The 25,063-nt window shown below is 38.0% G+C and carries 23 protein-coding genes and 1 pseudogene; 9 read left to right on the top strand and 15 right to left on the bottom strand.

Annotated features, from left to right (window positions below; all coding sequences use genetic code 11):
* Positions 1 to 29: 29 nt before the first annotated feature.
* The 6 genes from AAC851_RS00280 to aceI all read right to left on the bottom strand — a co-directional run bounded on the left by AAC851_RS00280 (position 30) and on the right by aceI (position 7,272).
* Positions 30 to 1,469 (bottom strand): adenylate/guanylate cyclase domain-containing protein, encoded by a 1,440-nt coding sequence (locus AAC851_RS00280; RefSeq protein WP_005082689.1) that lies wholly within the window; start codon positions 1,467 to 1,469, stop codon positions 30 to 32.
* A 49-nt stretch (positions 1,470 to 1,518) separates the two neighbouring features.
* Positions 1,519 to 1,953 (bottom strand): HIT domain-containing protein, encoded by a 435-nt coding sequence (locus AAC851_RS00275; protein WP_004639438.1) that lies wholly within the window; start codon positions 1,951 to 1,953, stop codon positions 1,519 to 1,521.
* A 167-nt stretch (positions 1,954 to 2,120) separates the two neighbouring features.
* Positions 2,121 to 5,582, bottom strand: a complete 3,462-nt coding sequence (gene mfd / locus AAC851_RS00270; RefSeq protein WP_340600306.1) for a transcription-repair coupling factor — start codon at positions 5,580 to 5,582, stop codon at positions 2,121 to 2,123.
* 137 nt (positions 5,583 to 5,719) lie between these two features.
* A complete protein-coding gene (locus AAC851_RS00265; RefSeq protein WP_075316499.1) occupies positions 5,720 to 6,223 on the bottom strand; it encodes a hypothetical protein in 504 nt (167 codons plus the stop codon).
* 39 nt (positions 6,224 to 6,262) lie between these two features.
* Positions 6,263 to 6,658 (bottom strand): tautomerase family protein, encoded by a 396-nt coding sequence (locus AAC851_RS00260; protein WP_075315469.1) that lies wholly within the window; start codon positions 6,656 to 6,658, stop codon positions 6,263 to 6,265.
* 185 nt (positions 6,659 to 6,843) lie between these two features.
* Positions 6,844 to 7,272 carry a chlorhexidine efflux PACE transporter AceI gene (gene aceI / locus AAC851_RS00255; protein ID WP_004639441.1) on the bottom strand — a complete coding sequence of 143 codons (429 nt, stop codon included), beginning with the start codon at positions 7,270 to 7,272 and terminating at the stop codon, positions 6,844 to 6,846.
* A gap of 88 nt (positions 7,273 to 7,360) precedes the next feature.
* Between aceI and AAC851_RS00250 the strand changes: the two genes are divergently transcribed.
* The 4 genes from AAC851_RS00250 to AAC851_RS00235 all read left to right on the top strand — a co-directional run bounded on the left by AAC851_RS00250 (position 7,361) and on the right by AAC851_RS00235 (position 11,421).
* The gene (locus AAC851_RS00250) at positions 7,361 to 8,254 is read left to right on the top strand and encodes a LysR family transcriptional regulator (protein ID WP_075315468.1); all 894 of its coding nucleotides are present in this window, start codon (positions 7,361 to 7,363) and stop codon (positions 8,252 to 8,254) included.
* 109 nt (positions 8,255 to 8,363) lie between these two features.
* Positions 8,364 to 9,353, top strand: a complete 990-nt coding sequence (gene tal, locus AAC851_RS00245; RefSeq protein ID WP_075315467.1) for a transaldolase — start codon at positions 8,364 to 8,366, stop codon at positions 9,351 to 9,353.
* A 73-nt stretch (positions 9,354 to 9,426) separates the two neighbouring features.
* Positions 9,427 to 10,074: a leucine efflux protein LeuE gene (gene leuE / locus AAC851_RS00240; RefSeq protein ID WP_075315466.1), complete on the top strand. Its 648-nt coding sequence runs from the start codon at positions 9,427 to 9,429 to the stop codon at positions 10,072 to 10,074.
* 174 nt (positions 10,075 to 10,248) lie between these two features.
* Positions 10,249 to 11,421, top strand: coding sequence for a benzoate/H(+) symporter BenE family transporter (locus AAC851_RS00235; RefSeq protein ID WP_125503273.1), 1,173 nt, complete (start codon positions 10,249 to 10,251; stop codon positions 11,419 to 11,421).
* Positions 11,422 to 11,467: 46 nt separating this feature from the next.
* On the opposite strand, the gene AAC851_RS00230 is transcribed toward AAC851_RS00235, so the two are convergent.
* From AAC851_RS00230 to pepN, 6 genes and pseudogenes are all read right to left on the bottom strand, one after another.
* Positions 11,468 to 13,300, bottom strand: coding sequence for a monovalent cation:proton antiporter-2 (CPA2) family protein (locus AAC851_RS00230; protein WP_125503271.1), 1,833 nt, complete (start codon positions 13,298 to 13,300; stop codon positions 11,468 to 11,470).
* A gap of 114 nt (positions 13,301 to 13,414) precedes the next feature.
* A pseudogene (locus AAC851_RS00225) lies at positions 13,415 to 13,756 on the bottom strand (MgtC/SapB family protein); the annotation flags it as partial.
* Positions 13,757 to 13,978: 222 nt separating this feature from the next.
* Positions 13,979 to 14,401 carry an RDD family protein gene (locus AAC851_RS00220; protein WP_004639450.1) on the bottom strand — a complete coding sequence of 141 codons (423 nt, stop codon included), beginning with the start codon at positions 14,399 to 14,401 and terminating at the stop codon, positions 13,979 to 13,981.
* Between the two features lie 75 nt (positions 14,402 to 14,476).
* Positions 14,477 to 15,160 (bottom strand): dienelactone hydrolase family protein, encoded by a 684-nt coding sequence (locus AAC851_RS00215; RefSeq protein WP_075315462.1) that lies wholly within the window; start codon positions 15,158 to 15,160, stop codon positions 14,477 to 14,479.
* A 150-nt stretch (positions 15,161 to 15,310) separates the two neighbouring features.
* Positions 15,311 to 16,690 carry an L-serine ammonia-lyase gene (locus AAC851_RS00210; RefSeq protein ID WP_340600305.1) on the bottom strand — a complete coding sequence of 460 codons (1,380 nt, stop codon included), beginning with the start codon at positions 16,688 to 16,690 and terminating at the stop codon, positions 15,311 to 15,313.
* A gap of 132 nt (positions 16,691 to 16,822) precedes the next feature.
* Positions 16,823 to 19,429: an aminopeptidase N gene (gene pepN / locus AAC851_RS00205; protein ID WP_340600304.1), complete on the bottom strand. Its 2,607-nt coding sequence runs from the start codon at positions 19,427 to 19,429 to the stop codon at positions 16,823 to 16,825.
* Between the two features lie 344 nt (positions 19,430 to 19,773).
* Here pepN and AAC851_RS00200 point away from each other — a divergent pair, with 344 nt between their 5' ends.
* On the top strand, positions 19,774 to 20,031 hold the full coding sequence (locus AAC851_RS00200) for a hypothetical protein (RefSeq protein ID WP_125502378.1): 258 nt from the start codon (positions 19,774 to 19,776) through the stop codon (positions 20,029 to 20,031).
* A gap of 83 nt (positions 20,032 to 20,114) precedes the next feature.
* Here AAC851_RS00200 and AAC851_RS00195 read toward each other — a convergent pair whose 3' ends face one another.
* Both AAC851_RS00195 and AAC851_RS00190 read right to left on the bottom strand, forming a co-directional pair.
* Positions 20,115 to 20,588 (bottom strand): DUF2147 domain-containing protein, encoded by a 474-nt coding sequence (locus tag AAC851_RS00195; RefSeq protein WP_340600303.1) that lies wholly within the window; start codon positions 20,586 to 20,588, stop codon positions 20,115 to 20,117.
* A gap of 159 nt (positions 20,589 to 20,747) precedes the next feature.
* Positions 20,748 to 21,224: a DUF2147 domain-containing protein gene (locus AAC851_RS00190; protein WP_005090061.1), complete on the bottom strand. Its 477-nt coding sequence runs from the start codon at positions 21,222 to 21,224 to the stop codon at positions 20,748 to 20,750.
* A 265-nt stretch (positions 21,225 to 21,489) separates the two neighbouring features.
* On the opposite strand from AAC851_RS00190, the gene AAC851_RS00185 reads away from it, so the two are divergent.
* The 4 genes from AAC851_RS00185 to AAC851_RS00170 are packed head-to-tail and all read left to right on the top strand — an operon-like array spanning position 21,490 to position 24,255.
* Complete coding sequence (locus AAC851_RS00185) at positions 21,490 to 22,650, top strand: hypothetical protein (RefSeq protein ID WP_340600302.1); 1,161 nt, start codon at positions 21,490 to 21,492, stop codon at positions 22,648 to 22,650.
* A gap of 18 nt (positions 22,651 to 22,668) precedes the next feature.
* Positions 22,669 to 23,484, top strand: coding sequence for a hydroxyethylthiazole kinase (gene thiM, locus AAC851_RS00180; RefSeq protein ID WP_005090060.1), 816 nt, complete (start codon positions 22,669 to 22,671; stop codon positions 23,482 to 23,484).
* A gap of 47 nt (positions 23,485 to 23,531) precedes the next feature.
* Entirely contained in the window at positions 23,532 to 23,825 is a 294-nt protein-coding gene (locus AAC851_RS00175; RefSeq protein ID WP_340600301.1) for an AAA family ATPase, read from the top strand.
* 25 nt (positions 23,826 to 23,850) lie between these two features.
* On the top strand, positions 23,851 to 24,255 hold the full coding sequence (locus AAC851_RS00170) for an AAA family ATPase (protein ID WP_340600300.1): 405 nt from the start codon (positions 23,851 to 23,853) through the stop codon (positions 24,253 to 24,255).
* A 23-nt stretch (positions 24,256 to 24,278) separates the two neighbouring features.
* On the opposite strand, the gene AAC851_RS00165 is transcribed toward AAC851_RS00170, so the two are convergent.
* On the bottom strand, positions 24,279 to 25,055 hold the full coding sequence (locus tag AAC851_RS00165; RefSeq protein ID WP_340600299.1) for a Rossmann-like and DUF2520 domain-containing protein: 777 nt from the start codon (positions 25,053 to 25,055) through the stop codon (positions 24,279 to 24,281).
* Positions 25,056 to 25,063 lie beyond the last annotated feature (8 nt).

The raw sequence follows: 25,063 nt of genomic DNA, 5'->3' as shown, positions 1-25,063 counted from the left end.
AATGAGGTTTTTTTATGGGTATTAACAAGTTAAGGTTTTATTTCATCATCCAAACTTAACCTTGGAACACCCTGCGCATTGGTGATCTTTTGTTGAGTCTTGATTCGATCAATCATCATTTCCAAGATTTCAACAAGTTCAGGATATTCATAATTCTGTACTTCTTCCAAATTTAATACCAGATGGAAGCCTTTGTAATCGTAATCAAACCATTTTTGTGTATCCGATTTCTTACCAGTGAATTTTTCCATCACTTGCCAAGTTTTAACAGGACCTTGAATCCCTTTTAAATAAATTGGCACTTTAGGTACACATAAAAATTCATTTTTAATCAGTTGATGTGTGTCATCTGCAATTAAAATTTCATCAACTTCAGCAGCTGACTGCAAACGAGCCGCCAAGTTTACATCACGACCTACAATGGTATAAGCCATACGATGTGAAGCACCATAGTTACCCACGTGACAATAACCTGTACTAATCCCCATCCGGATGTGCAATGCTGGATAACCCATTTTCTTCCATCGCTCACGTAGCAATTTCATTTGCTGACGCATCGCAATCGCCATTTCTACACAGGATTTTGCATCTTGCTCTGTTCCTTGTGAGTTCGGGTCACCAAAGAAGATTAAAATTGCATCTCCCATGAATTTATCAACAGTGGCCTCATACTGCTTCGCAATCTCAGTCATATGACTTAAATAGTCATTGAGCAAGAATGCTAAATCATCAGGAATCAGCGTTTCTGAAAGCTCTGTAAAGCCTTGGATATCAGAAAAGAAGATCGTTAGTTTTTTACGTTTATATTCAATTTTTGCTTCAGCCTCACCACGCATAATGGATTGCCATAACTGCAGTGGTGCATAACGACTCAGCTGATTCGCAAAAGCAATATAACGCGTCATTTGATTATGATAATGCTGACGCTGTTGACCGAGGATATTAAGACGACGATGCTGGTAATAGTTACCAATCACAATAAAAACCATTAACCCAAGCAAACTCACTACAGTCAACTCTGGATTAGTAGGTTCAAAATATTGCTCAGCACCAAAGATGAAGAAAGTACTGAAATAAAAGGTAATAACACCGATCAGCCCAATTAAACAAGAAACCATTAAGGAGATTTTATTGTTTAATCCAACATACAATAAGGCAAATAGAATAACAAAAGTTGGAACTAGACTCAGATGTAAAGCGGCTAAAATAATTGCTACGATGATTGCTTCATTGGCAAAAAATACGTTCTTCTCAGTTTGTTTATCGTATTTGTATTGCAGCCATTTTTCCAAGCGCGGACAAAGCAAAAAATAAATCAATAATAAAGGGAGGATATAAAGTTGATAGTTAGCAGTCGATGAGGTAAATGTATAAATTACCAAAATAAGTGACAAGATCGAATACCCCATCAAACGATGAAAATATGCGAACTGTCTAGGTTCTTTATCAATCAACCTATCTAGCGGCACTCTATCCTCCTTTTTTATTATAGAATACTGTTATTCTTCTATTTTTGGATCAGTCCATGCGCCAATCAAACGGCATATCGCCTTGTCCACGTAATGCTAACATCAGCGTCTGACGCATATGTGCAAGTACATCGCTATTGTATGGTACTGCTGCTGTTCCCCAAACTGGTTTAGGCCATGCCACGTCATTTTGATAACGTACAACATGATGAAAATGCAATTGTGGTACAACATTTCCTAAAGCGGCAACATTCATTTTATCCGCACGGAATACGCGAGATAGTTGGCTCGATAACCAACTAGATTCACGTAAGAATTGTTCTTGATCTGCTTGGCTTAGCTCATAAAGTTCTGTAACACCCGGTACACGAGGTACAAGGATCAACCAAGGAAATTGCATATCATTCATTAAACGACATGTTGAAAGCGGGAAGTCGCCTACAAAAAATGTATCTTGAGCAAGTTGTGGATGCAAACTAAACATATCTTTATAAATGATGCAGAATAATGATGATCAATACTATCACATCAGTTCTGATGTGAGTATTCTTCATCAGTCGTTTGATTACAAATAACAATGATTTTCCTCACTTATTATCGGAGGAATCATTGATATTTTACCTTTACTTAAAATAAAGCATGTTTTTTAAGCTATACATTCAATTCATTGAGCAACTTATTCAACAAATCGACAATAAACTGGATACGTTTATCATATTCTGCAAGTTGCACAGTCACTTTCAAACGCTGTCCGCCTTCCATCCGATAATAGGTCGGATTTTTCTGCATAAGCTGAATGATGCTGATCGCTTGCACTGGTGTATCTGGTGAAAATTCGATATAACCACCATTACTATTGATATCAATTTTGGTGATTCCTAACTGTTCTGCTCTTAAGCGAATCTGATGTACGCTAAACAGCTGTTTCACCGGTTGTGGTGGAATACCAAAACGATCAATCAACTCCATACGAATATTATCAAGTTTCTCTTGGCTATCGGTGTTACTGATACGCTTATAGAATAATAATCGTTGGTGTACATCTCCCAAATATTCATCAGGAATCAATGCAGGCATATGCAAATTGATTTCAGCAGTTAATGACAATGGCGCATCGAAATTAGGTGTTTTACCCTTTTGAATGGCTTTGGTCGCTTTCTCAAGCATTTCCATATACAAGCTATAACCAATTGCCTGCATTGAACCACTTTGTTGTTCACCCAATAACTCACCTGCTCCACGAATTTCTAAATCTTCGGTCGCCAACATAAAACCAGCACCTAAAGTCGAAGCACGTTGAATTGCATCTAGGCGTTTCTCTGCGTCACCTTTGAGATGCTTAATAGATGGGACAAGTAGGTAAGCATAAGCTTGATGATGTGAACGACCTACACGACCGCGTAATTGGTGTAATTGTGCAAGTCCCAACTTATCTGCGCGTTCGATGATAATCGTATTGGCATTTGGGACATCGATCCCTGTTTCAATAATCGTTGAGCACACCAATACATTGTAGTCTTTGTGATAGAACTGCTGCATCACTTGTTCAAGCTCACGTTCACGCATTTGTCCATGCGCAACTGCCACTCGTGCTTCGGGAACTAGATGACGGATATTTTCTGCGGCACGCTCAATCGTCTCGACTTCATTATGTAGGAAATAAACTTGACCTCCACGTAACAGCTCACGCAGTATGGCCTCTTTGATTGAATCATCCGTGTGTTCTTGCACAAAGGTTTTGACTGCTAAGCGGCGTGCAGGTGGTGTTGCAATAATCGATAAATCACGCATACCAGAGAAAGCCATATTCAAGGTACGTGGAATAGGTGTTGCTGTTAAGGTCAGCATATCAACATCTGCACGCAATGCCTTAATCCGCTCTTTGTCACGAACACCAAAACGGTGTTCCTCATCGACAATCATGAGGCCTAGATTATTAAATTGAATATTCTCTTGTAGAATTTTGTGCGTACCCACCACAATATCTACTTTGCCATCCGCCAAATCTTCTATAATTTTTAAATGCGTTTTATTGCTACCGAACCGTGAAAGTACCTCGATTCGTACCGCAGTATCAGCAAAGCGATCTTTAAATGACTCATAATGTTGCTGTGCAAGTAATGTCGTTGGCACTAATACGGCGACTTGTTTCCCATTTTGTACCGCCACAAATGCTGCTCGCATCGCAACTTCTGTTTTACCAAAGCCCACATCACCACAAACTAAACGATCCATCGGTTTGGCAAGTTGCATATCATGCAATGTTGCTTCGATCGCATTTGCCTGATCCAAAGTTTCCTCATAAGCAAAACCACTGGCAAATTGCATATATGCAATATGATCAAGTTCAAAAGCAAATCCAGGTTTGGACTGACGACGCGCTTGGATATGTAATAATTCAGCAGCCACATCGTGGATCTGTTCTAAGGCTTTACGCTTCGCCTTACTCCACGCATCCGTTCCTAATTTGTGCAATGGTGCAAGATCAGGATCACCACCACTGTAACGACTAATTAAATGCAAGTTAGTGACGGGTACATAAACCTTAGCCGCATCAGCATAATCAAGTTGTAAAAACTCATGGTCTTGATCATCAATTTCTAAAGTGATTAATCCTGCATAGCGCCCTACACCATGATCAATGTGAACCACAGGTGCACCAATGCTCAGTTCGGTTAAACTGCGAATCAAAAACTCTTCAGAAACTTCTTGCTGACGTTTACGGCGACGTTGTACTACCCGATGTTCATACAACTGATTTTCAGAAATGACAGATAACTGATCTGTTAGGAGCAAACCACGATCTAAAGGAGCACTAGTAATCGCAACTTTGAGTTTATCGTTTTGGAACTGAGCAAAACTTTCTACCGTTTGGATTTCACCTAGAACTGATCGCAAAGCATCTTTTAAAGTTTCTCTACGGCCTGCACTTTCAGCCACCAACAAAACAGGGAAATTGATTTGATCGATATAGTCTTTGACCGCCTGAAACGGTTGTTCTTTTTTGGGATCAACTGCAAGTTTAGGTGGTTGCTCGGAAGCAAGATTTAACACCCCAGATTTTAAATCTAAAACATCAGGTGAAGCGATAATACGAGGTAATTGATTTAATGCTTGTAGTACATGATTAGGCATTAAAAATAAATCTTCGGGAGGTAGGATCGGTTGATCAATGTTGTGACGACGGTCTTCATAACGGCGTACAACTTCTTTCCAAAAATTGATCAGCTCATCTTCAATCTCATTATTTGTAATGACAATGCAATTTTTTGGTAAGTATGTTGTGAACATACTTTGTGCTTCCATCACCTTCTTATCGAAAAACAAAGGCAAATAGAATTCTAATCCTGGGGTTGCAATTCCTTCGAGGACATCTTGATAAATGGGATTTTTCTTTGGATTTGCTGTTGGAAAACTCTCAGCATAGCGATCTCTAAAAGTTGAACGGCCTTCTTTGAGTGGAAACTCTTTGGCAGGTAAAACAGTAAAGTTTTTCAAAGACTCCGTCGTACGTTGTGTTTCTGGATCAAAGAATTTTAGGCTTTCAATTTCATCATCGAATAAATCTATACGAATCGGTTGTTCCTGTCCCGAAGCAAAAATATCCATGATGCTACCGCGAACAGCAAACTCACCATGATCGTAAACGGTATCAACCAAACGGTACCCTGCTTGTACGAGCTGTTTTTTCTGTGTTTCTAAATCAAGCTTTTGTCCAACTTTAATATCAAAGTGCTCACCAACCACCCATGAATAAGGTGCAACACGTTGGGCTAAAGTACTTGCGGAAATCAACAAAATACCTTTCTGCGGCATATTGGACAAAATAGCCAAGCGCTCTGAGACAATATCCTGATGTGGAGACAAACGGTCATAAGGCAAGATTTCCCAATCGGGGAAAATTGTAGGTTTAATACCATAAAACTCAAGCTCACTTTCCAGTTGAGCTAAATGCTGATTATTCCTTGCCACAATGACGTATAGATTTGAACTTTGGGTCGCAATTTCTTTAAATAATAGTGCTGCCGACGATCCCAGTAATGAGCCAATCCAACGCTTTTCGCCTGCTTTGAGTTGTTGTAGATTTAATTGAGAAATTTCTTGCTGAAACATAGAGAAAGTCGTGCAATTTATAATGACAAGTGACTTATTTTAGCATGATGTTTTTTACGAATAGGAATTTTTTGGCTTATCCTTAATGCAAAGTTATCTATTCAGTAGATCAAATAGAATTGCTATCAAAGTCACAATTATTTAAAAACAGGATTCGTTAACCAATTTTTAATGTTATGGATTTGCTTTTCTACTTCAATAAAAAGATGAGGACTATTATCATGAGTCCATGTTTCATCACACCAGTCACAAGCATCATATAAATCACCCAGCCATGAGGGGTAATATACAATTTTCGAATCAAGATTACGTGGAGCCCCCATAAAACCAGCTTCTATATTGTTAAAAATTTTACATAATTCAAAGGGCCGTATTTCACCCACTTGATATTTCTTTAGAACATTTAAGAAGTAATGAGCAGCTAAAATTTCGGCCTCAATTGAATTCACTGAAAAATTTACATCTACTCTTTGTATCAACCCTAACAAAAGAGATTTGTGGTCAGCATCATGATCAAAAAGTTCAAAGTACTCTATCTCTACAACCTCATGTGCTTTTATATATTCTGCGATTTTACTTAAAGTAAGATCTTGAGAGTAATCAGTATGGTAAATTTCTACAAAAAGTGCTTTTAATGTCATCATCTTCAATTTTGATATTGTCATTAAATCCTACTCTTCCTAAACATCAATTTTAAACCCTAAATCAATATCAGAGGCAGCTTGACCACCCCGTATTCCAAAATTATCCGTTGGAATTTCTCGAAGTATTATCATGGTATGATCTTTGGGTATACCAAATGGCTCTAATTTATTTACAATCGTTTTATACAATAAACGCTTAGTTTCTAATGTACGACCTACAAAACAATCAATTGTAATGTGTGTAAAAAACTCTGGTTTTTCCTTTTCTGGTGGACACTGAAAATGATGTGGTTCATGCGTGACTAAACGTATATGCCGATCATTTGGCATAATTTTAAATGACTCTACCAAAGCAGAATGCACCGCTTCAATAATTCCAAGCTCCACATCTAACGTATATTTTTGTCTTATCTCAATAAGAACACTCGGCATTTTACTCTCCCAAGCAAGTACTATTAATGAATATTTATATTTTCTATAGATTTATTAGCAACAAATTAATATTGATTAAACCGAATTTATTAAAATTATCAAACTTTAATCACGTTGTACTAATCTAAGTATTAAAAAAGCACTCTTCATCAAGTGATAAAGAGTGCTACCTAACGATCTCATTATTATGATGCAAATTTTGCATTTGGGAAGAAACGATTTTCTACAGTGTCATAACACCACTGGAAGATAAAGGTATAGACCAAAATACATAAGGTCAAACCGATATCCAAAATAAACGCTTCAACGATCGTCATATTCATCATATAAGCAATCATTGGAACTGTTGCGATTAACAAACCACCTTCAAATCCAACTGCATGCAAAATACGCACTGGTACAGTTCTTTCCCAATTGTATTTATGCTCAATTTTCTCAAAATAATTATTAAAAATCATGTTCCAAATCACTGAAACAACCGCCATAAACACACCTAATGTTCCTGTTACTTCCATCGGCATGTCAAAAATAAAACTTAACGCAATTGCGATGATGACCAATAAAATCACTTCATAGACAATCGCATGAATGAGTCTTCTTTTGGAAATCAACATTTCTATAACACTCTCTTGTTTGGATATTTGCCATTTTATTTTTATAATTTTGATTAATCCAATCAGGTTCTTTCAGTTTTTTTGACAGATGAATATTAATCAAGAACAACTCATCATGTTTCAAACCGTCATTGAAACAGGCTCATTTTCTGCGGCTGCACGCAAGTTGGGCAAAGTCCCTTCTGCGGTAAGCATGTCGATTGCTAACCTAGAAATTGATTTAAATCTCAACTTATTTGAGCGAGTGGGACGTGAACCAACTCCTACTGCTGAAGCAATGGTGTTATATGAAAAAACACAACAGTTGCTGATTGAAATGAATCAATGGAAACAACATGCGCATGCGCTCAGTACAGGCTTAGAATCCACATTAAACATCGTGGTTGTATCCGAACTATTGCATACCAATTGGACAGACTACATTACCCTACTTGAGCAAAATTTTCCGAGTCTCGCGATTAATATCGTATCTGCTCCGCAAGAAGATGCTTTACACATGTTACTGGATCAGTCAGCACAACTGGCTTTGATGTTTGAACGTGAACAATTAGACAGTCGTGAGCAGTTTGTTGAACTTAAAAGAGAAGCATTAGTACCTGTTATCTCGAATATTCATCCACTGGCTCAACTTGAACAAGTATCTTTTGAGCAAATGGTTCAAACCCGTCAAATCGTAGTAGCGAGCCGAGATAACAGGATTAAACCTGAATTACTTTTTGCTAAAGATTACTGGCGTACCGACAACCACCATTCAGCGTGCATGATGATTGTTCGAAATTTGGGCTGGGGTGTTCTCCCCTTAGAAATGTTTAATGAAAACCCTGAGTTAAAGAAAAAATTAAAAATTTTGGAGCTTTATGATTTCACACCAAAATTTGAATATTTTGTAGACCTCGTCTGGAGTCGAGAAAGTGAACTTGGAGCAGCTGCAAGGTTTCTGATTGAGTACATTCGAGATCAACGTCAGAAAAACGAACCTTAACAAGCATGCAACAATAAGGCATTTCATCACAAGTGACACTTTGCTTTCTTGAATTGTGTGTTATAAATGAGAATACCACTATATTTGTTTAAGTAAGAACGTTATATCAATGACTCAAACCGCATTAAACCAATTAAAGAATTTTACAACTGTTGTAGCTGATAGCAGTGACCTTGAAGCAATTAAAAAATTTCGTCCGCTTGATGCAACAACAAATCCTTCATTAATCACAGCAGCAGCTGAACAACCAGAAAGTAAAGAACTCATCGAAGATGCTTATTTACAAGCAAAAAAAGAAGGTTATGAAGCTGATGAACTGATCGAACGTACGATTGATATTTTAACTGTCAAGTTTGGTGTTGAGATTTTAAAGTTAATTGATGGCCGGGTTTCAACAGAAGTCGATGCTCTACTTTCTTATGATACAGAGGCAACCATTGCTAAAGCTCGTGAACTTTCAAAGCTCTATCAAGACTATGGCATCGAACAGTCACGTATTCTCATTAAGATTGCTTCTACATGGGAAGGTATTCAAGCTGCTAAAGTTTTAGAAGCTGAAGGGATTCCATGTAATCTGACTTTATTGTTTGGTTTACATCAAGCACAAGCTTGTGCAGATGCAAACGTTACGCTTATCTCTCCATTTGTTGGACGTATTTTAGATTGGTACAAAAAAGCAGAAGGCGTCGATGCTTATCCAATCGAGAAAGATCCAGGCGTACTCTCTGTTAAGAAAATTTATAATTATTACAAGCAACAAGGTATCCCAACACAAGTTATGGGAGCAAGCTTCCGCAGCACGGCACAAGTACTGGGCTTAGCTGGTTGTGATTTACTGACAATTGCACCAAATTTACTGGCACAATTAGAACAAGATCAACAACACGTTAATGCTGAACTGACTGTAGAAGCAGCACAACAAGCTGAAAAAATTGAGCGCTCAGAACAAACTAAGGAAAGCTTCAAGGCTGAACTTGAACAAGATTTAATGGCATTCCAACTGTTGCAAGGTGGAATTGATGGCTTTATCAAAGCTCGAAATCAATTAAGTTTGTTACTTCGTCAGTCTTTTGGTGTTGATGCTGAAATCAGTCCATAATTAGCTGATTTTTCACCTATTAAAAACCGATTTTTGCTATATTAGTGAGGGTCGGTTTTTTATTGAGTTCATCGTGTTTGGTATCACAGATTTAGCTACTTATATTATCGGTACGATCTTAATCATTTTATTACCCGGCCCTAACTCCATCTATGTCATGTCTGTGGCCTCACGCTATGGTATACGTACTGGTTATGCTGCCGCTTGTGGTGTATTTACTGGCGATTTTATCTTAATCGTTTGTACTGTATTAGGCGCGGCATCGCTATTAAAAGCCTTTCCCATTTTGTTTGTAATCCTTAAATTAACTGGGGCCTGCTATCTTGCTTACTTAGGTTTCAAACTACTCCAAAGTGGCTATCAAACATGGAAAAAGCCACCTCATCATACAGAGTTGGCCGATTTACCTCGATTAGATAAAGTTCACCCTTATCGGACAGCACTTGGCATTAGTTTATTGAATCCAAAAGCAATTTTATTTTTCTTATCATTCTTTGTGCAATTTGTTGAGCCAAGTTATCCCTACCCAATGATCAGTTTCTTGGTATTGGCATTGGTTCTACAAATCATCAGTTTTAGTTATCTAACCGCACTTATTTTTTCGGGCGTGAAATTAGCTGGCTTCTTTAGACATAACTATAAACTGGCTGCAAGTGGCGTATTCTTAGTCGGCATTTTATTTTTTGGATTTGGTTTAAGACTTGCCACTTCGACGATTTAATTAGACCTAGACGTATTTTTTATTTTTAAGGTGGACTGTGACCTTTGTTCATGTTCCATCTCCATCTTTTTGAATCAAATGATCAATTTATTCAATCATCTTTGAACTACGTTTTATGCTGTATAAACGGTATACTTTTCAATAAATTTTTTAATCAATAATAGATATATATAGATGCAACGTCTGATCCAAGATTTTTCGATTCCTGCTATATTCGCTGGCTTTATCACATTTCTGATTGGTATTAGTGTTTCTGCAGTATTGGTGATACAAGGGGCACAATCCCTCGGTGCAAATACTGCACAAATTAGTTCGTGGTTTTGGGCCTTAGGGTTAGCGATCGGACTTTCAGGTTTATTGTTATCTTGGAAATATAAATATCCTGTTGCTACAGCTTGGTCAACGCCTGGTATTGCCTTAATTATTGCATCTACAGGACATTATGATCTCTATGAAGCCATTGGTGCATTTGTCATCTGCGGAATTGCGATTGCGGTTGTTGGTTTTTCTGGTGTTTTTCAAAGATTATTGGCTCATATACCAGCCAGCCTAACCTGTGCCATGCTTGCAGGAATCCTCTTAAAATTCGGTATACAAATCTTTAGTAGCTTAGAAACTCATCTAGGTTTTATTCTCAGCATATTAGCGATTTACTTACTCTCAAAACGTTTATTTCCGCGCTATAGTATTGTGCTGACAGTCATTTTGGGTGCTGCGATTTGTCCACTATTTATTAGTTTTCAACTCGCACCGATCACTTGGTCATTAACACAGCCTGTGTGGATGCAGCCTTCATTTTCTTGGTCTGCGATCTTGGGCTTAGCTTTACCATTATTTGTGATCAATATGACTTCGCAAAACCTACCCGGTATCGCGATGATTAAAAGCTATGGTTATCATCCTCACGTCAATCAACTTGTAGGCTGGACAGGTATCGCACATACTTTTTTTGCACCATTTGGCTGTTTCTCAGTAAATTTGGCAGCGATCAGTGCCGCAGTAAGCTTGGATGACCAAGTGCATCCTGACCCAAGTAAGCGTTATATCGCAGGCATTAGTTGTGGTTTATTTTATATTTTGATGGGGCTGTTTGCGGCAACATTAGTTAGTTTACTGATGTCATTCCCACAAATTTTCATCGTTGCGCTTGCAGGTATCGCCCTTTTTGCAACGATTAGCCATAACATTGCTGTTGCTTTTGCCAATGTAGAAGAACGCGAAGCAGCATTACTTACGTTCTTATGTAGCGCGTCTGGTGTGCAATTTTTAGGGGTTGGTTCTGCATTTTGGGGATTAATCCTTGGAATCGTTGTTTTAATTATCTTCAAATTTAAAAATAAGCCTTAAGTCAAAACTTAAGGCTTATCCATCACAATACAATAAACTTTGGGCGTTATTTATTGTCTAAATTTTTATGTGCTTCATCGTCATTTAAAATCCGCCCTGCTTGTTGTGGTTGAATCAACGGAGCTGTTGGACGTGGCTGGTTATGTGAATATTGGAATCCCACCCCAGCATAAACATCATCAGCTGCTATTTCTGTCTCAAAACGTTCCTCATCTCGTTCACGAATTTCATGAGCAATGCGTCTTACTTCCTCCTGATCAACACCAAGCTCCTTTAAGATCACGCCACCAAATTTAATAGCAGATTCAAAAGTTTCACGAATCATATAATCAACTTTGTGCTTCACTAAATAGAGTGAATGTTCTCTGTCATAAGAGCGTACAAGTAACTTTGCTAACGGAAACTCATGTCCTACCAGTTCGACGATCTTATTGGTTGTTTCCTTACTATCAACACAAACTACGATCGCTTGTGCTGTTGCAGCACCTGATGCATGCAAAATATCTAAACGCGCACCATCACCATAATAGATTTTAAAACCAAATCTTTCTGCATTTTGAATCATATCGATATCATTATCGATGATCGTTACATCTACACCGCGAGCCAACAACAACTGACTGGTTACTTGCCCAAAACGCCCGAAACCGATCATTAAAACACTGCCACTTAAACCGTCAGCGACACTCACATTATCTAACGAGATTGCATCTTTAGTCTCAGTAAATCGTTTAAATAAAATCCCAATAATCGGCGTCAAGACCATAGAAAGGACAACAATCGCAGTCAAATTTGATCTAGTCGTATTGTCAATAACTTGTGCACTTACAGCGGCAGCAAACAACACAAAAGCAAACTCACCACCTTGTGCCATGAGTAAAGCTCGATCTAGAGCTTCTGTATGCGGACTCTTGGTAATACGTGCCACGATGTAAATCATCAATGCTTTTACAAACATTAAAGCCAAAACACCGCACAAAATGAGTTGCCAATTTTGAGCGACAACAGACAAATCTAATGACATCCCTACACCAAGGAAGAATAGCCCTAATAATATCCCTCGAAAAGGCTCAATATCTGCTTCGATTTGATGTCTAAAAGTGGATTCCGATAACAACACACCCGCAAGGAAAGCCCCCATTGCCATAGACAATCCACTCACTTGCATGATTAATGCAGCACCTAATACCACTAAAAGTGCTGCGGCTGTCATCACTTCTCTCGCTTTTGCAGCGGCTAAAAGTCTAAACAATGGATTTAACAGCCAATAGCCAGCAGCAATTAAACCAGCTATTGCGAGCAAACCAATACCGATCATTTCTAATCGTGCAGAAGTACTTTCCACCACATGGTTTGGTGCCATAAAAGCAACAAGTGCCAGTAATGGTACAATTAATAAATCTTCAAATAATAGAATAGAGACAATCTTTTGGCCTCGTGGTTGCGCTATATCTCCACGATCACCGAGTAACTGCATAACAATCGCTGTTGAGGTCAAAACAAAACCTGTTGCAGCGATAAACGCTACTTGCCATGTGAAACCAAAAAGGATTCCAACGCCTGTCAATGCACATGAACTTACCAGAATTTGTAAACTGCCTAGACCAAATATTTCTCGCCTTAGACTCCATAAATGTGAAGGTTGCATTTCTAAACCAATCACAAACAGGTACATCACGATACCCAACTCTGCTATATGTAGGATTGAAGCTGAATCACTAAAAAAAGCAAAACCAAATGGACCTATGATAAGCCCTGCAATTAAATATCCTAGGACTGAACCCAGCCCTATTCTTTTGAAAATAGGAACTGCAATAACAGCGGCTGCCAATAAAACAACGGGTGCAATTAAACTAATTGAGTGAGCGTCTGAACTCATACTATTCTCATTGTTATCAATGTGTTTCTATTTTATTTGAAACAATAGAAGACTTATACATCATTTATGAGACAATGCTTCTTATTGTATTGATTACAAACGCCCACACTCGATTTAATTTATCGCATTCTTATCCCAAAAAGCTTGGCGAATTTGTGGCATAGAATTCAGATGGTTAATGATGTGTTGTGCTTCTTCTGTTTCAATCGAAGTTGCAATCAACGTCACTTCGATTTCGACGTCCTTTTCACCAAATGGTGTCACCTGAATATCTTTGGCAGGATAATTATGGTGCTTAAGAGTCAAATTCAACTCATCCATCACCGCTTTACTTTGACTACGATCACAAATGATGTAAATCACATGTAGCACCTCAGTATCGTCATCTAATGGTCTGCGATCAATCACATGAACAATTGGTCGTAATAACGTATTGGCAGCCAAAATAAACAATGATATCAGAGCTATCTCATTGCAAGATAGCGAATATTAAAGGCGATCTTGCTCAGTTTCCGCTTTGATTTAATAGTTTCTTAAATCCAAACCTCGAACAACTGTCCATTTAATATTCCTTAACACATAAACTCGCCGACATTGTAGGGCATGTTATGTGATAAACAAGCCCTAATGTTATGAATTTTTTATGACAAACACATGTCTGTCATAAGATCTTTTGATTTATAGTTCACGAACCACGACGGTTTTCGCCATTTTGTCATGCCAGCCTTGTTTCTTTCGATCAAAAGCAATCCAGATCAAACCAATAAACAATACCAGTGTTGCAGGAATATAACCGATATAGCGAATAATACCTTGTCCTACTGAAACATGATTGCCAGTTTGTTCATCAAGAACTTTTAAACGTAGTAAGCGCTTACCTGGTGTACCTGCAAATTTGACCCAACAGAATATATAAAATACTGCTGACAAAATCTGCCCAATCCAATCCGTCCATGACCAACTCGTTCTGGTCAAATTATCCGTTACACTTGGAGACAACAACATCATTAATGGAATCAAAATTGCTAAAATAATAATTGTGTCAAGAATTGCCGCGCCTACACGTATCCAGAATCCAGCATATTCGTATTTATCTGACATATTCCCCTCTCTTTTTGGTTATACAAAGTCAATGTTTAGAGATATTGTTTTCAGCAACAACTATAACATTTATCTTTAAATTTGTTTTAATTCGCGGTCAAAGAAATCGACTGTACGTTGCCAAACCAATGCTGACTCTGGTCGATCACGACTTACCGTACGAAAGCCATGTGGCATCGGATACGTATAAGCTTCAACACGATCGCCTAATTGTTGAATCAGTTTATTCCTTTTTCTGGCTGGACAGAATGGATCAAATTGCTCAGACCAATGTCCTTGTAAAATTCTAATTTCATCCAAAGACTCTGTTTTAGGAACACCTGCACCTTCGATGCCAAAAGAATGATGATAGACTACTGGTGCTAACATGTCTTCACGCTTTGCCATTTGAATGACATAGCCACCTGTTAAACATTGGCCTAACATTCCCAAACGACCATTTGATCGCCGATCCACTTTTAATTCATCCAATAACACATGGATTTCTTTATTTACTTCGCTATCAGCTGCATTGGTACGTCCTGCTTTTGCAACCATTGCACGAATGCAATATTTGACTGCTCCGCCGCTATATAAATTCGGCACGTATACTAGATATCCCCGATCAGCTAAGTCTTGAGCATCCTCTCGATAAGCATCAATCACACCATATAATTCATGGAGTAACAGAATTGCAGGTACTTTATCAGTCGTTTCGGCTGGCGCATAAATCTCAACCTCGATCTGTCGAGTTGGTAATGTGATTGTTTTTATTTCCATTTTCTAATGTCTATATTGATTAATTCTCAATCATATTATTTATGACAATAATAGTTGTCAAATAAAAAGGGATGTGAAACGTCAACAGCTCCATCCATCCCCCTTCCATCATACCTCTTGGGTTACCCATTTATACAAGTGCAACTACTTTTAACACTCAATCGAATTGACTGCTAATCCGCCTTTTGAAGTTTCTTTATACTTATCAGACATATCCTTGCCTGTTTCTTTCATCGTTTGAATGACTTTATCCAATGAAATAAAATGATCTCCATCCCCATGTAATGCCATCTGAGCCGCATTGATTGCTTTTACAGCAGCAATGGCATTCCTTTCAATACATGGAACTTGTACTAAACCACCGACTGGGTCACAGGTCAGCCCTAAATTATGTTCAAGCCCAATTTCAGCAGCATGTTCAACTTGTTCAGGTGTACCTTCTAAAATTTCAGCTAATCCCGCCGATGCCATGGCACATGCAGAACCCACTTCACCCTGACAGCCAACCTCAGCGCCAGAAATGGATGCATTCAATTTGCATAGAATACCTACTGCTGCGGCACTCAAGAAAAATCTTACAATGGTATCTTCAGATTTATCTTTAGAAAAATTAACATAATAAGATAACACTGCTGGAATAATTCCAGCCGCACCATTTGTAGGTGCTGTGACCACTCGACCACCTGCGGCATTTTCTTCATTAACAGCGAGCGCGTATAAATTCACCCATTCCATGGCGTTAAATGTTGTTGCAATCAAATTTTCATTTTCTTTTTTTAATAGGCGTTGATGAATATTCTTGGCACGTCGTTTCACATTCAAACCACCTGCCAAAACACCTTCGTGTTGCAAACCACTTTGGATACAGTCTTGCATCACTTGCCAAATTTGCATAATTTTGACACGAATTTCGGTTTCGCTGCGCCAGCTTTTTTCATTTTCCAACATCAAATGACTAACACTACATTGATGTGTTGTACAAAGTGCCAATAATTCTTTAGCACTTTGAAATGGATAAGGCACAACAGTCTGATCTTCAACAAAACTTCCTTGATCAACCTGACTTTCGTCGATAATAAATCCACCACCTATCGAGTAATAAGTATTGGAATAAATGAGTTCTTCTGCATCATTTACTGCTATTATCTTCATCGCATTCGGATGATAAGGTAAAGCCTCATCAATAAAAATAATATCTTGATTTGGATCAAACTTTACCGCATGAGTACCATCTATCATCAATATTTTGGATTGCAACACTTGATCTAGCTGTATTTGGCTGTGAGGGATATCAATTGTTTCAGGATCATTTCCCATCAAACCCAATATTGTTGCTCGATCTGTACCATGTCCTATACCTGTAGAAGACAATGAACCGTATAAAAAAATTTGTACTCTAGCAACCTTGTTTAAAATATCTTGAACTTTAAGTGATTGAGTAAAACGATACGCTGCTCTCATTGGTGCAACCGTATGTGAACTCGAAGGTCCAACACCAATTTTAAAAAGATCAAATACGCTCAGCGCCATATATTATTGTCCTCTGCTATCCCTTCATGTTTTTATAATTTTTATTTAATGGGAAATTCCATAAAAAATAAAATCAAAAAAGAATAACCACAACCGCACTATGACGATTGTGGTTATAGAAAATTTTAACGCTTAAATGCTTAATAATGAATTCAAAGTTTCTGACACATTCTTCGATTTCACCTTTGGCTGCAATGCTTTTAACGCTTGTTGTACCTGACTGCGCTGAGGCTCCATCAAAGTATACCAACGAGAAAGCACCTGTAATAAACGTGAACCTAAAATTGGATTCTTTTCATCTAGATAGGCAGCTAACTCAATGAAATGATCCACACCAAAACTCCATGTATTTACAGGATTACTTGCTAAACCACCGCTCACAGAACGAATTCGGTTCGGTGTGCCTAAATCGTAATCAGCATGTTTGGTTAGATATTCAATGGTTTCTGCTGTCGCGCAAGGATGCGAAGCTTGGATTGTAAACCATTGATCCAATGATAAGGCTTCATCTTTGAAACGATTGTAAAAGTCATCTAATGCTAGTTGAGCCTGTGGTGCATCATTCCAAACTAGAACACGTAATGCCCCTAAACGTTCTGACATATTTCCTGTTTGCTGATATTGCGCATAAGCTAAATCAAAAACAGAATCATCACCTTGACGGGCCAACATACTCAACATGATATTTTTTAAAGCACGAACACCCATAGCCAAAGAAAATTCTTTTTGCATATCAGGGTCAAGAGATAAATATGTTTCTTTCCAGAATGAACCCAGTTCACGGGACAGACGATCTAAAACTGCTTCGCGTTTTTCACGAATGAGTTCTGGCTCATAGTCTTGATCAATTCGGCTACCTAAATAATTTTCACTTGGGACATCAAATAATCGAGAAGCAAGTAATGGATCTTTATTGACTAAATCAGGCAGTGTATTTTTGATGGCATCAATATAAGTATCTGCCTTATGATCCTCTAATAAAATACGCTCTAATAATGTCTGCGTTGCTTGCCATTGATTAAAACCATTGGTCTCATGCTGAATCAAGAATGCAAGATCATCATTTGAGTAATCAAATACCAAATTGACTGGCGCAGAAAAATTACGCAGTAATGAAACTACAGGTTGTTCAGTAATACCTGTAAATTCAATCGTTGCTTCATCTTGCTCAAACAAATACATGCCATCTTTTACATCATTTACAAATAGATCGGCACTGTGCAAGGTGTATTGTTCACCAGACTTTGCATTAAACAAGGCTAAAGCAATAGGAATAGGTACAGCTTTTAAATTCGGATATTTTGGATGTGCTTTTAGACTTTGCTTGAAACTCAAACGATAAGTCTGTGCAGCAGCATCATATTCACCTTTGGCTTCTAACTTTGGTGTACCGGGCTGGTTATACCATATTAAGAAATTAGATAAATCAACACCTGAACCCGCACTCAGTGCAGCAACCCAATCTTCAACCGTGACTGCCTGACCATCATGACGGCGGAAATATTCATCAGTTCCCTGACGGTATTTTTCCTTACCCAATAAGGTTGCCATCATGCGGTTAATTTCCGCACCTTTTTCATAGACCGTTGCAGTATAGAAATTATTGATTTCAACAAAATGATCTGGACGTGGTGGATGCGATAATGGACCTGCATCTTCAGGGAATTGATGTGATTTTAATACTGCCACATCATCAATACGCTGTACTGCAGCAGACTGTAAATCTTCAGAGAAAGATTGATCACGGAAAACCGTCAAGCCTTCTTTTAAACATAACTGGAACCAGTCACGGCAAGTAATCCGGTTGCCTGTCCAGTTATGGAAATACTCATGGGCAATGACTGACTGCACGCGCATGATGGCGGCATCGGTCGTATATTCTTCATCAGCTAAGACACATGACGTATTAAAGATATTTAAACCTTTATTCTCCATTGCACCCATGTTGAACTGACTCACCGCTACAATCATGTAATTGTCGAGATCATAAGGACGACCATAGTGTTCCTCATCCCAACGCATCGAATGCTTTAATGCTTGCATCGCGATATGACATTTTGGAATGTCTTTTTCAATCGCATAAATTTCTAGCGCAACATCACGCCCTTCCGAAGTGGTATAGCGATCTTTCAACACCGCCAAATCACCAATCACGCAAGCAAAAAGGTAGCTTGGTTTTTTTGTTGGATCTTGCCAAATGGCAAAATGACGACCTTCACCTGCTTCCCCCGTTTCGAGCAAATTACCATTGGCAAGCAGAACAGGATATTTTTTATCAGCTTCTACACGTGTGGTGAATACAGATAAAACATCGGGACGGTCTGGATAGAAGGTAATTTTACGGAAACCTTCAGGCTCATTCTGAGTGACATACAAATCCCCTGCTTTATATAGCCCCTCAAGCTGGGTATTTGACTCTGGGTGAATAATGACCTGCGTTTGGACAATGACCTCATCTGGTGCATCTGCGATCACTAATTGTTCACTGTCTAAACAATATTGATCTGCATTCAATAATTGCCCATTCAATTGAATCGACTTGAGTTCCAGATCACGACCTAAAAGTATAAGTTCACCAATTGCTTGACGCTTCATCACCAGCGTTGAATCAACAAGTGTATGGTCATTATAGACCTGAATATCTAAGTGAATCGACTCAACCAAGAATGCTGGCTTTTGATAGTCTTTTAAATAAATGGTCTGATCTGCCTGTACAGGAGGTTGCGCCGCAATATTCATCAGTATTCCTTATCTTTCGTCATTTCATGTAGATGGTCTTGTTGTCAAGACTCGTAATAATCTGATCATACGCCAACTGATACAAGCTGTCTTTAAGACCTAACATGAGTTTAAGAATTTTATTGGGTTTAAATGACCCATTTTCAAATCCAACTTGATAAATTCAGTTACTGTTTAGACAAAATTACAACACCGTTTTCCATTTTTAAATAAAAACTACAGAATCCATTTTCATTTATTGCCTAACTTACATTTTTTTCCTGAGTTTTACATTTTGTGCACGGTTATTGCTTAATCAAATATGCCAATGTAGGTAAATAAAATAACAAGCGAGGGTTACTCTTATGGAATTAAAAGCACATCTGTATCGACTAGAAAACATCAAAGCAATCCATGATCTTGCCAAAGCTGGTGTTGATCATCATGTCATCTCCGTTTTTTTAACAGCAGAAGGAATTGAACTGACAACTTTAGAAGTAACGAACATCGTCAATACTTACGATGCTCTAGGAAAAGAAAAGATACCGAGTAAAAAAGTACAAGCACTGATCGCAGCGAAAAAAATCGGACAGGAAGATGAAAATTTACCATGCCCTGTCTAATCATTCATACCATACACAAAAAACCTCAAATCAATATCTGATCTGAGGTTTTTTTATTTAATATCAAAAAAATCGGCTTGGATTTATGGATTCGCACTATTGGTACGAATCCAAACAACTGTACGACCCAGTACAGATACCCCCATATAACCGCGCATACGTAAACGCTTCCCTTCACCAGATACGACGCCTTTACCTTTATAAATCCGACCGCTAGTTGCTTCCAAAACAGTACCATCAATATATGCATTTGGATTCTGTGGATCTTGTCTAAATCCAGACAAAATCTCTAAGCCTAGAAGCGGTTTATTGGTATGAGGAGCTGGACACTTAGTACAATTTGTTAATGCAATACCACGTGCATTTGGATAACGATAGACAATTTTACCGTTAAAGCGACCATCATCACCTTTTCGGATTTCAACAATTGAAAGTTGCTCTCCTGTTCGCTCTTCGATACTTTTCCAATACCCTTCAATTGATGCTGCATAAGCCGTCGCACTTAAAAAAGCAATAGAAAGCCCCATGATTCCTTTCATGAATACATGATTTAACATATTTATATTTACCCCGTTAGAAAAAAACGCTTCATCTTTTATAGATTTAATGATTAAAAAATAGCATATTAGCAATATAGTTACACTATACGCCCCAGTACTTGACTATAGAAAGATTTTAGTAATCAAGTACGTATAGTGTAATTTTGAAATAATCTTTTAAGGATTTGGACTATCAGTACGAATCCAGACTTGCGTACGTCCTAAGGCAGAAATTCCCATATAACCGCGCATCCGCATACGTTTACCATCTGCACTGAGTTGTGCTTTACCTTTGTAAATATTTCCTGTTTTTGGTTCAAGAACACGACCATCAATATACTGATTTGGATTTTGAGGATCTTGTTTCAAACCCCACGCGATTTGCAGACCTAAAATTGGTTTATTCTTAAATGGTTCAGGACATTTAACACAATTGGTCAACAACGTACCACCACCAGGCACAGGATATCGATAAACAATCGTACCTGTATAAGTTCCGTCAGTCTTTTTTTTCACTTCAACAATTGAAAGCTGTTCACCTGTACGGTCATCAATACTCTTCCAATAGCCTTCTGGTGTTGACGCAATCGTAAGTGTAGTTAATAAACCTAGAGAGATTCCCACGACTCCATTCATGAGGATTTTTTTTTGCATATTGGCTCCTTTATCCCTAGCAATCCTTTGGGCCTACATTTTTATTACAATGCATCAATATGGTCAATAAAAAAACATGTATATTTCACAGTTTTATTCTTTATAAATTTGAATTAAATCACACATTTAAACATTACCAAAACAAGGTTTACATTCACAATCTGCCACCTTAAAATTTAAACATCTAGACTCATTCTCAACGATTCTTTGCACCACTTCATGTACCAGCAATGTATAATATATTTTTTCTAAGACGACTTAATCAATGGATTTACAGATTCTACAAAAACAGTTAGATGAAAGTAGCCATTGCCCATTGTGTCAAGCATCAATGTATTGGGTTGAAGCTGAACAATATACTCAAGAGCTACAATTTCATGAATGCAGTCACTGCCAACACCGCGTTTTTCAGCAAGAAAGTAAACTGAATTGCCATTGTGCTCAATGTACTGCTGCAAGAAAGAAACAAACACAACAAACTCGCCTACAAGAACAACGTAAATACAGCACCAAAGATGAAGTCATTTATAGTCTTAATCAGCTCAGTTTTTTACATAAATTATTTTTACTGAGTTTACTCGACCATTATGCGCGTGAAGATGTACAACATGATGAAACCATTCATTGGGAAAATATTAAATTCCATCATTTTACGCCCAACTATTTATTCCAAAACCATTTACTTCAAAGCTTGCTCAAACTCGGTGTTTTAAAACCACAAGATTCAGGTATTGAAACAGGACATTACTATTTAAATATTCGTTTAGATGGTTATTCAGATCCTAGTTTATATAGTGTTGCTCAACAATTACGTAACTGGTTCTATGAAAATCTTAGTTTAGGCATTCCCTTTAAAACAACTGACGAAGTAAAAGATGCAATGTATTTGGTTTTGTACCAAGAGATTGTTCAGTTTATGCAATTTTATTGCCGAACATGGGGGATTCAAATTGCAGGTAGTCGCCCTTTTCAAAGTTTTTGCTTTCGACTTATGGATAGTTTAGCCATCGGTCAGATCTATTATCTAATTCAAACAGCACTCGAATATTTGTACAAACAAAAAGCTTTACAGCCAAGAAATGATAAATTTATTAACACCAATTTATTAAAGAAAACATTGGAACAATACCGTGAACGTTCTGTGACTGAACGATGGGAAACTTCAACATTACCCAGACCACATAATATTCCTTTCAGTAAAATGAGTGAAATTTTACTGTTTAAATTTCTAGGCTATGATGAAAAGATCTTTATTCAACCAATTTGGAAATCATGGCGAAAAATAGAGCCTCGTTTAAATTTTTATTCGGTAAAACGCTGCATGTATTGTGGTTCTAATGACCTCGTGGTTGAGTACGATGCTACAGATTATGTTTCCCTCATTTGTCGTCAGTGCAAACATCAAGACCACTACTTCACCCGTTAAAGCTTCAGGATTCTTATCATGTCATCAAAACAACAATTGATTGATCAAGTCATTCAAGCTTGGCATGCGTTGCAACAAAAAACACCGTTGATTCAGTGTATGACCAACAGTGTTGCCAACAACTATGTCGCCAATATACTGCTGGCAGCTGGCGCATCTCCTGCGATGATTGATAATCCATATGAAGCCGAAGAGTTTACCAAAATTAGTGCTGCTTTAAGTATTAATGTTGGCACACCGACCACAGAACAAACCCAAGCGATGTTGATTTCTGCTCAAACGGCGCAACAGCATCAAATACCATGGGTTCTCGATCCAGTCGGCTACGGTCCAATCTTAAAATGGCGCAGTGAAACCGTAGATCAATTATTGCAGTACCATCCAACGATCATTCGTGGAAATGCCTCAGAAATTAGTGCATTAGCAGGTAATCATGTTCAATCTAAAGGCGTAGACAGTACACTCAATAGCCAAGATGTTTATGAGCAAGCTCGGCGTTTATTGCAGCATACTGATTGTGTCGCCATTTCTGGTGTTTCTGATTATATTATTTCAAAGCAATTTGATATGGTGATTCAAGTCAATGGTGGCTGTCATCTACAACCGAAAATCACTGCTACAGGATGCGCGCTAGGTGCCTTAACAGCAGCTTATAGTGCGGTTGCTTCGCCCGCAATTGCCGCACTTGCGTCGCACTTACACTTTGCAATTGCTGGTAAACTTGCTTATGACCAAGCACAAACAGTCGGTAGTTTTAATATTATGTTTTTAGACTATCTACATATGTTAGATGATAATTTAATTCATCAATATTACAGTATCGAATGTCTATAATTCTTTATCCATAAATACAGTGCTACTTTGACTTAAATGATAATTTAATGAAACCTCTACTCACAAAAGTCGAATTACTAAATACCATTCCAGATGATTTTCCATTTCTTCATCTCTATCCACTTGAGCTTAGAAAAAATATCACTGTAATTACTGGTGAGAACGGCAGTGGAAAATCAACGATTTTAGAAGCTTTAGCTTTAAAATTCGGCTGCTCGGCTGAAGGAGGAACGGTCAATTTTAATTATAAGACTGAAGATACCCATTTAGACTATAGCTCACATTTGCGTATCCAAAAATCTCCACGTCGAATAAGAGATATCTTTTTTTTATCGCTCTGAAACTTACTACAACTTTCTAAGCGAAATGCGTCAACTCGATAATGCGCCAAGTTTCGGACCACCCATTCGAAATTTCTACGGCGGGAAAGATTTACATACGCTATCACATGGTGAAGCAATGAAAGCACTTATTGATCACCGCTTTCGCGCTGAAGGTTTATATATTTTAGATGAGCCAGAATCGGCACTTTCGGTCAACAACCAAATTAACTTTGTGGAAAAAGTAATTCAACTGAGTAAGCAAGGTGCACAATTTATCATTGCAACGCACTCACCTATTTTAATGCTGATGCCAAATATCCAATTGCTTCAATTGACCGAGAATAGCCTGCGTGAAGTGAATTTTGCAGACACACATATCTACTATATGTATAAAGAAATTATTAACTCAAACGGCGATTTCCTCAAACAAATTATTGATATTGAGTAAAATATTTCAATCTCCCTGTTATCCTATGAATGGTGACGTTTGAAAATCCCTTCGCTCATTAATGTGTAAATCTGTGCTAAGTCAGTTCTTTCAGATTGGGCAAGCAATTGCTGATGCATATTTAAAATATTTTGATCTCCTCGCATGGCGGGACCTGTTTGCATTTGCTTAGGTTGATGAGTGACCGCCTTACTGGCCGTTTCTGTAATTAAAGGGTATAACAAACTAAAATCAACCTGTTCAGCAGTAACGATTTGCTGTGCCATGTCATAGCAATAATTACTAAAATTGCATGCAAATACTGCCGCTAAATGCAGTGTTTGACGTTGTTTAGAACTATATTGATAGACTCTATTACTTAGGCTATTAGCAAGCCCTGTCAGTATTTCTAAATCGGCTTGTGTTGATGCTTCTACAAAAATTGGTGTTTCAATCCAATCGATATCGCGATCCAAACTAAAAGTTTGTAGTGGATAAAACACCCCTGTTCGCTGTGATGCTTGCTCTATCGTGATTAAGCTCGTACTGCCCGAAGTATGTACAATTAAACTCTGAGGTACGAGTGATGTAATTGAATTCATAATTTCAGCAATCACTTGATCACTGACAGCAATCACCACTAAATCGGTTCGTGAATCTAATTGCGCGAATTGATCAATTGCTTGAGCATTTACTTGAGAGGCTAGATTTTCCGCATTTGCTAAATCACGACTAAAAACCTGAACAATATGATGCTGCTGATGTAAAACTTTGGCTAAATGAGTAGCAACCCGACCAGCACCAATAAATGTAATACGCATAAACTCAA

Source organism: Acinetobacter sp. HZNU-JH01 (assembly GCF_037996845.1).
Taxonomy (GTDB): domain Bacteria; phylum Pseudomonadota; class Gammaproteobacteria; order Pseudomonadales; family Moraxellaceae; genus Acinetobacter; species Acinetobacter haemolyticus.
This window is presented reverse-complemented; position numbering and strand designations above follow the sequence as displayed.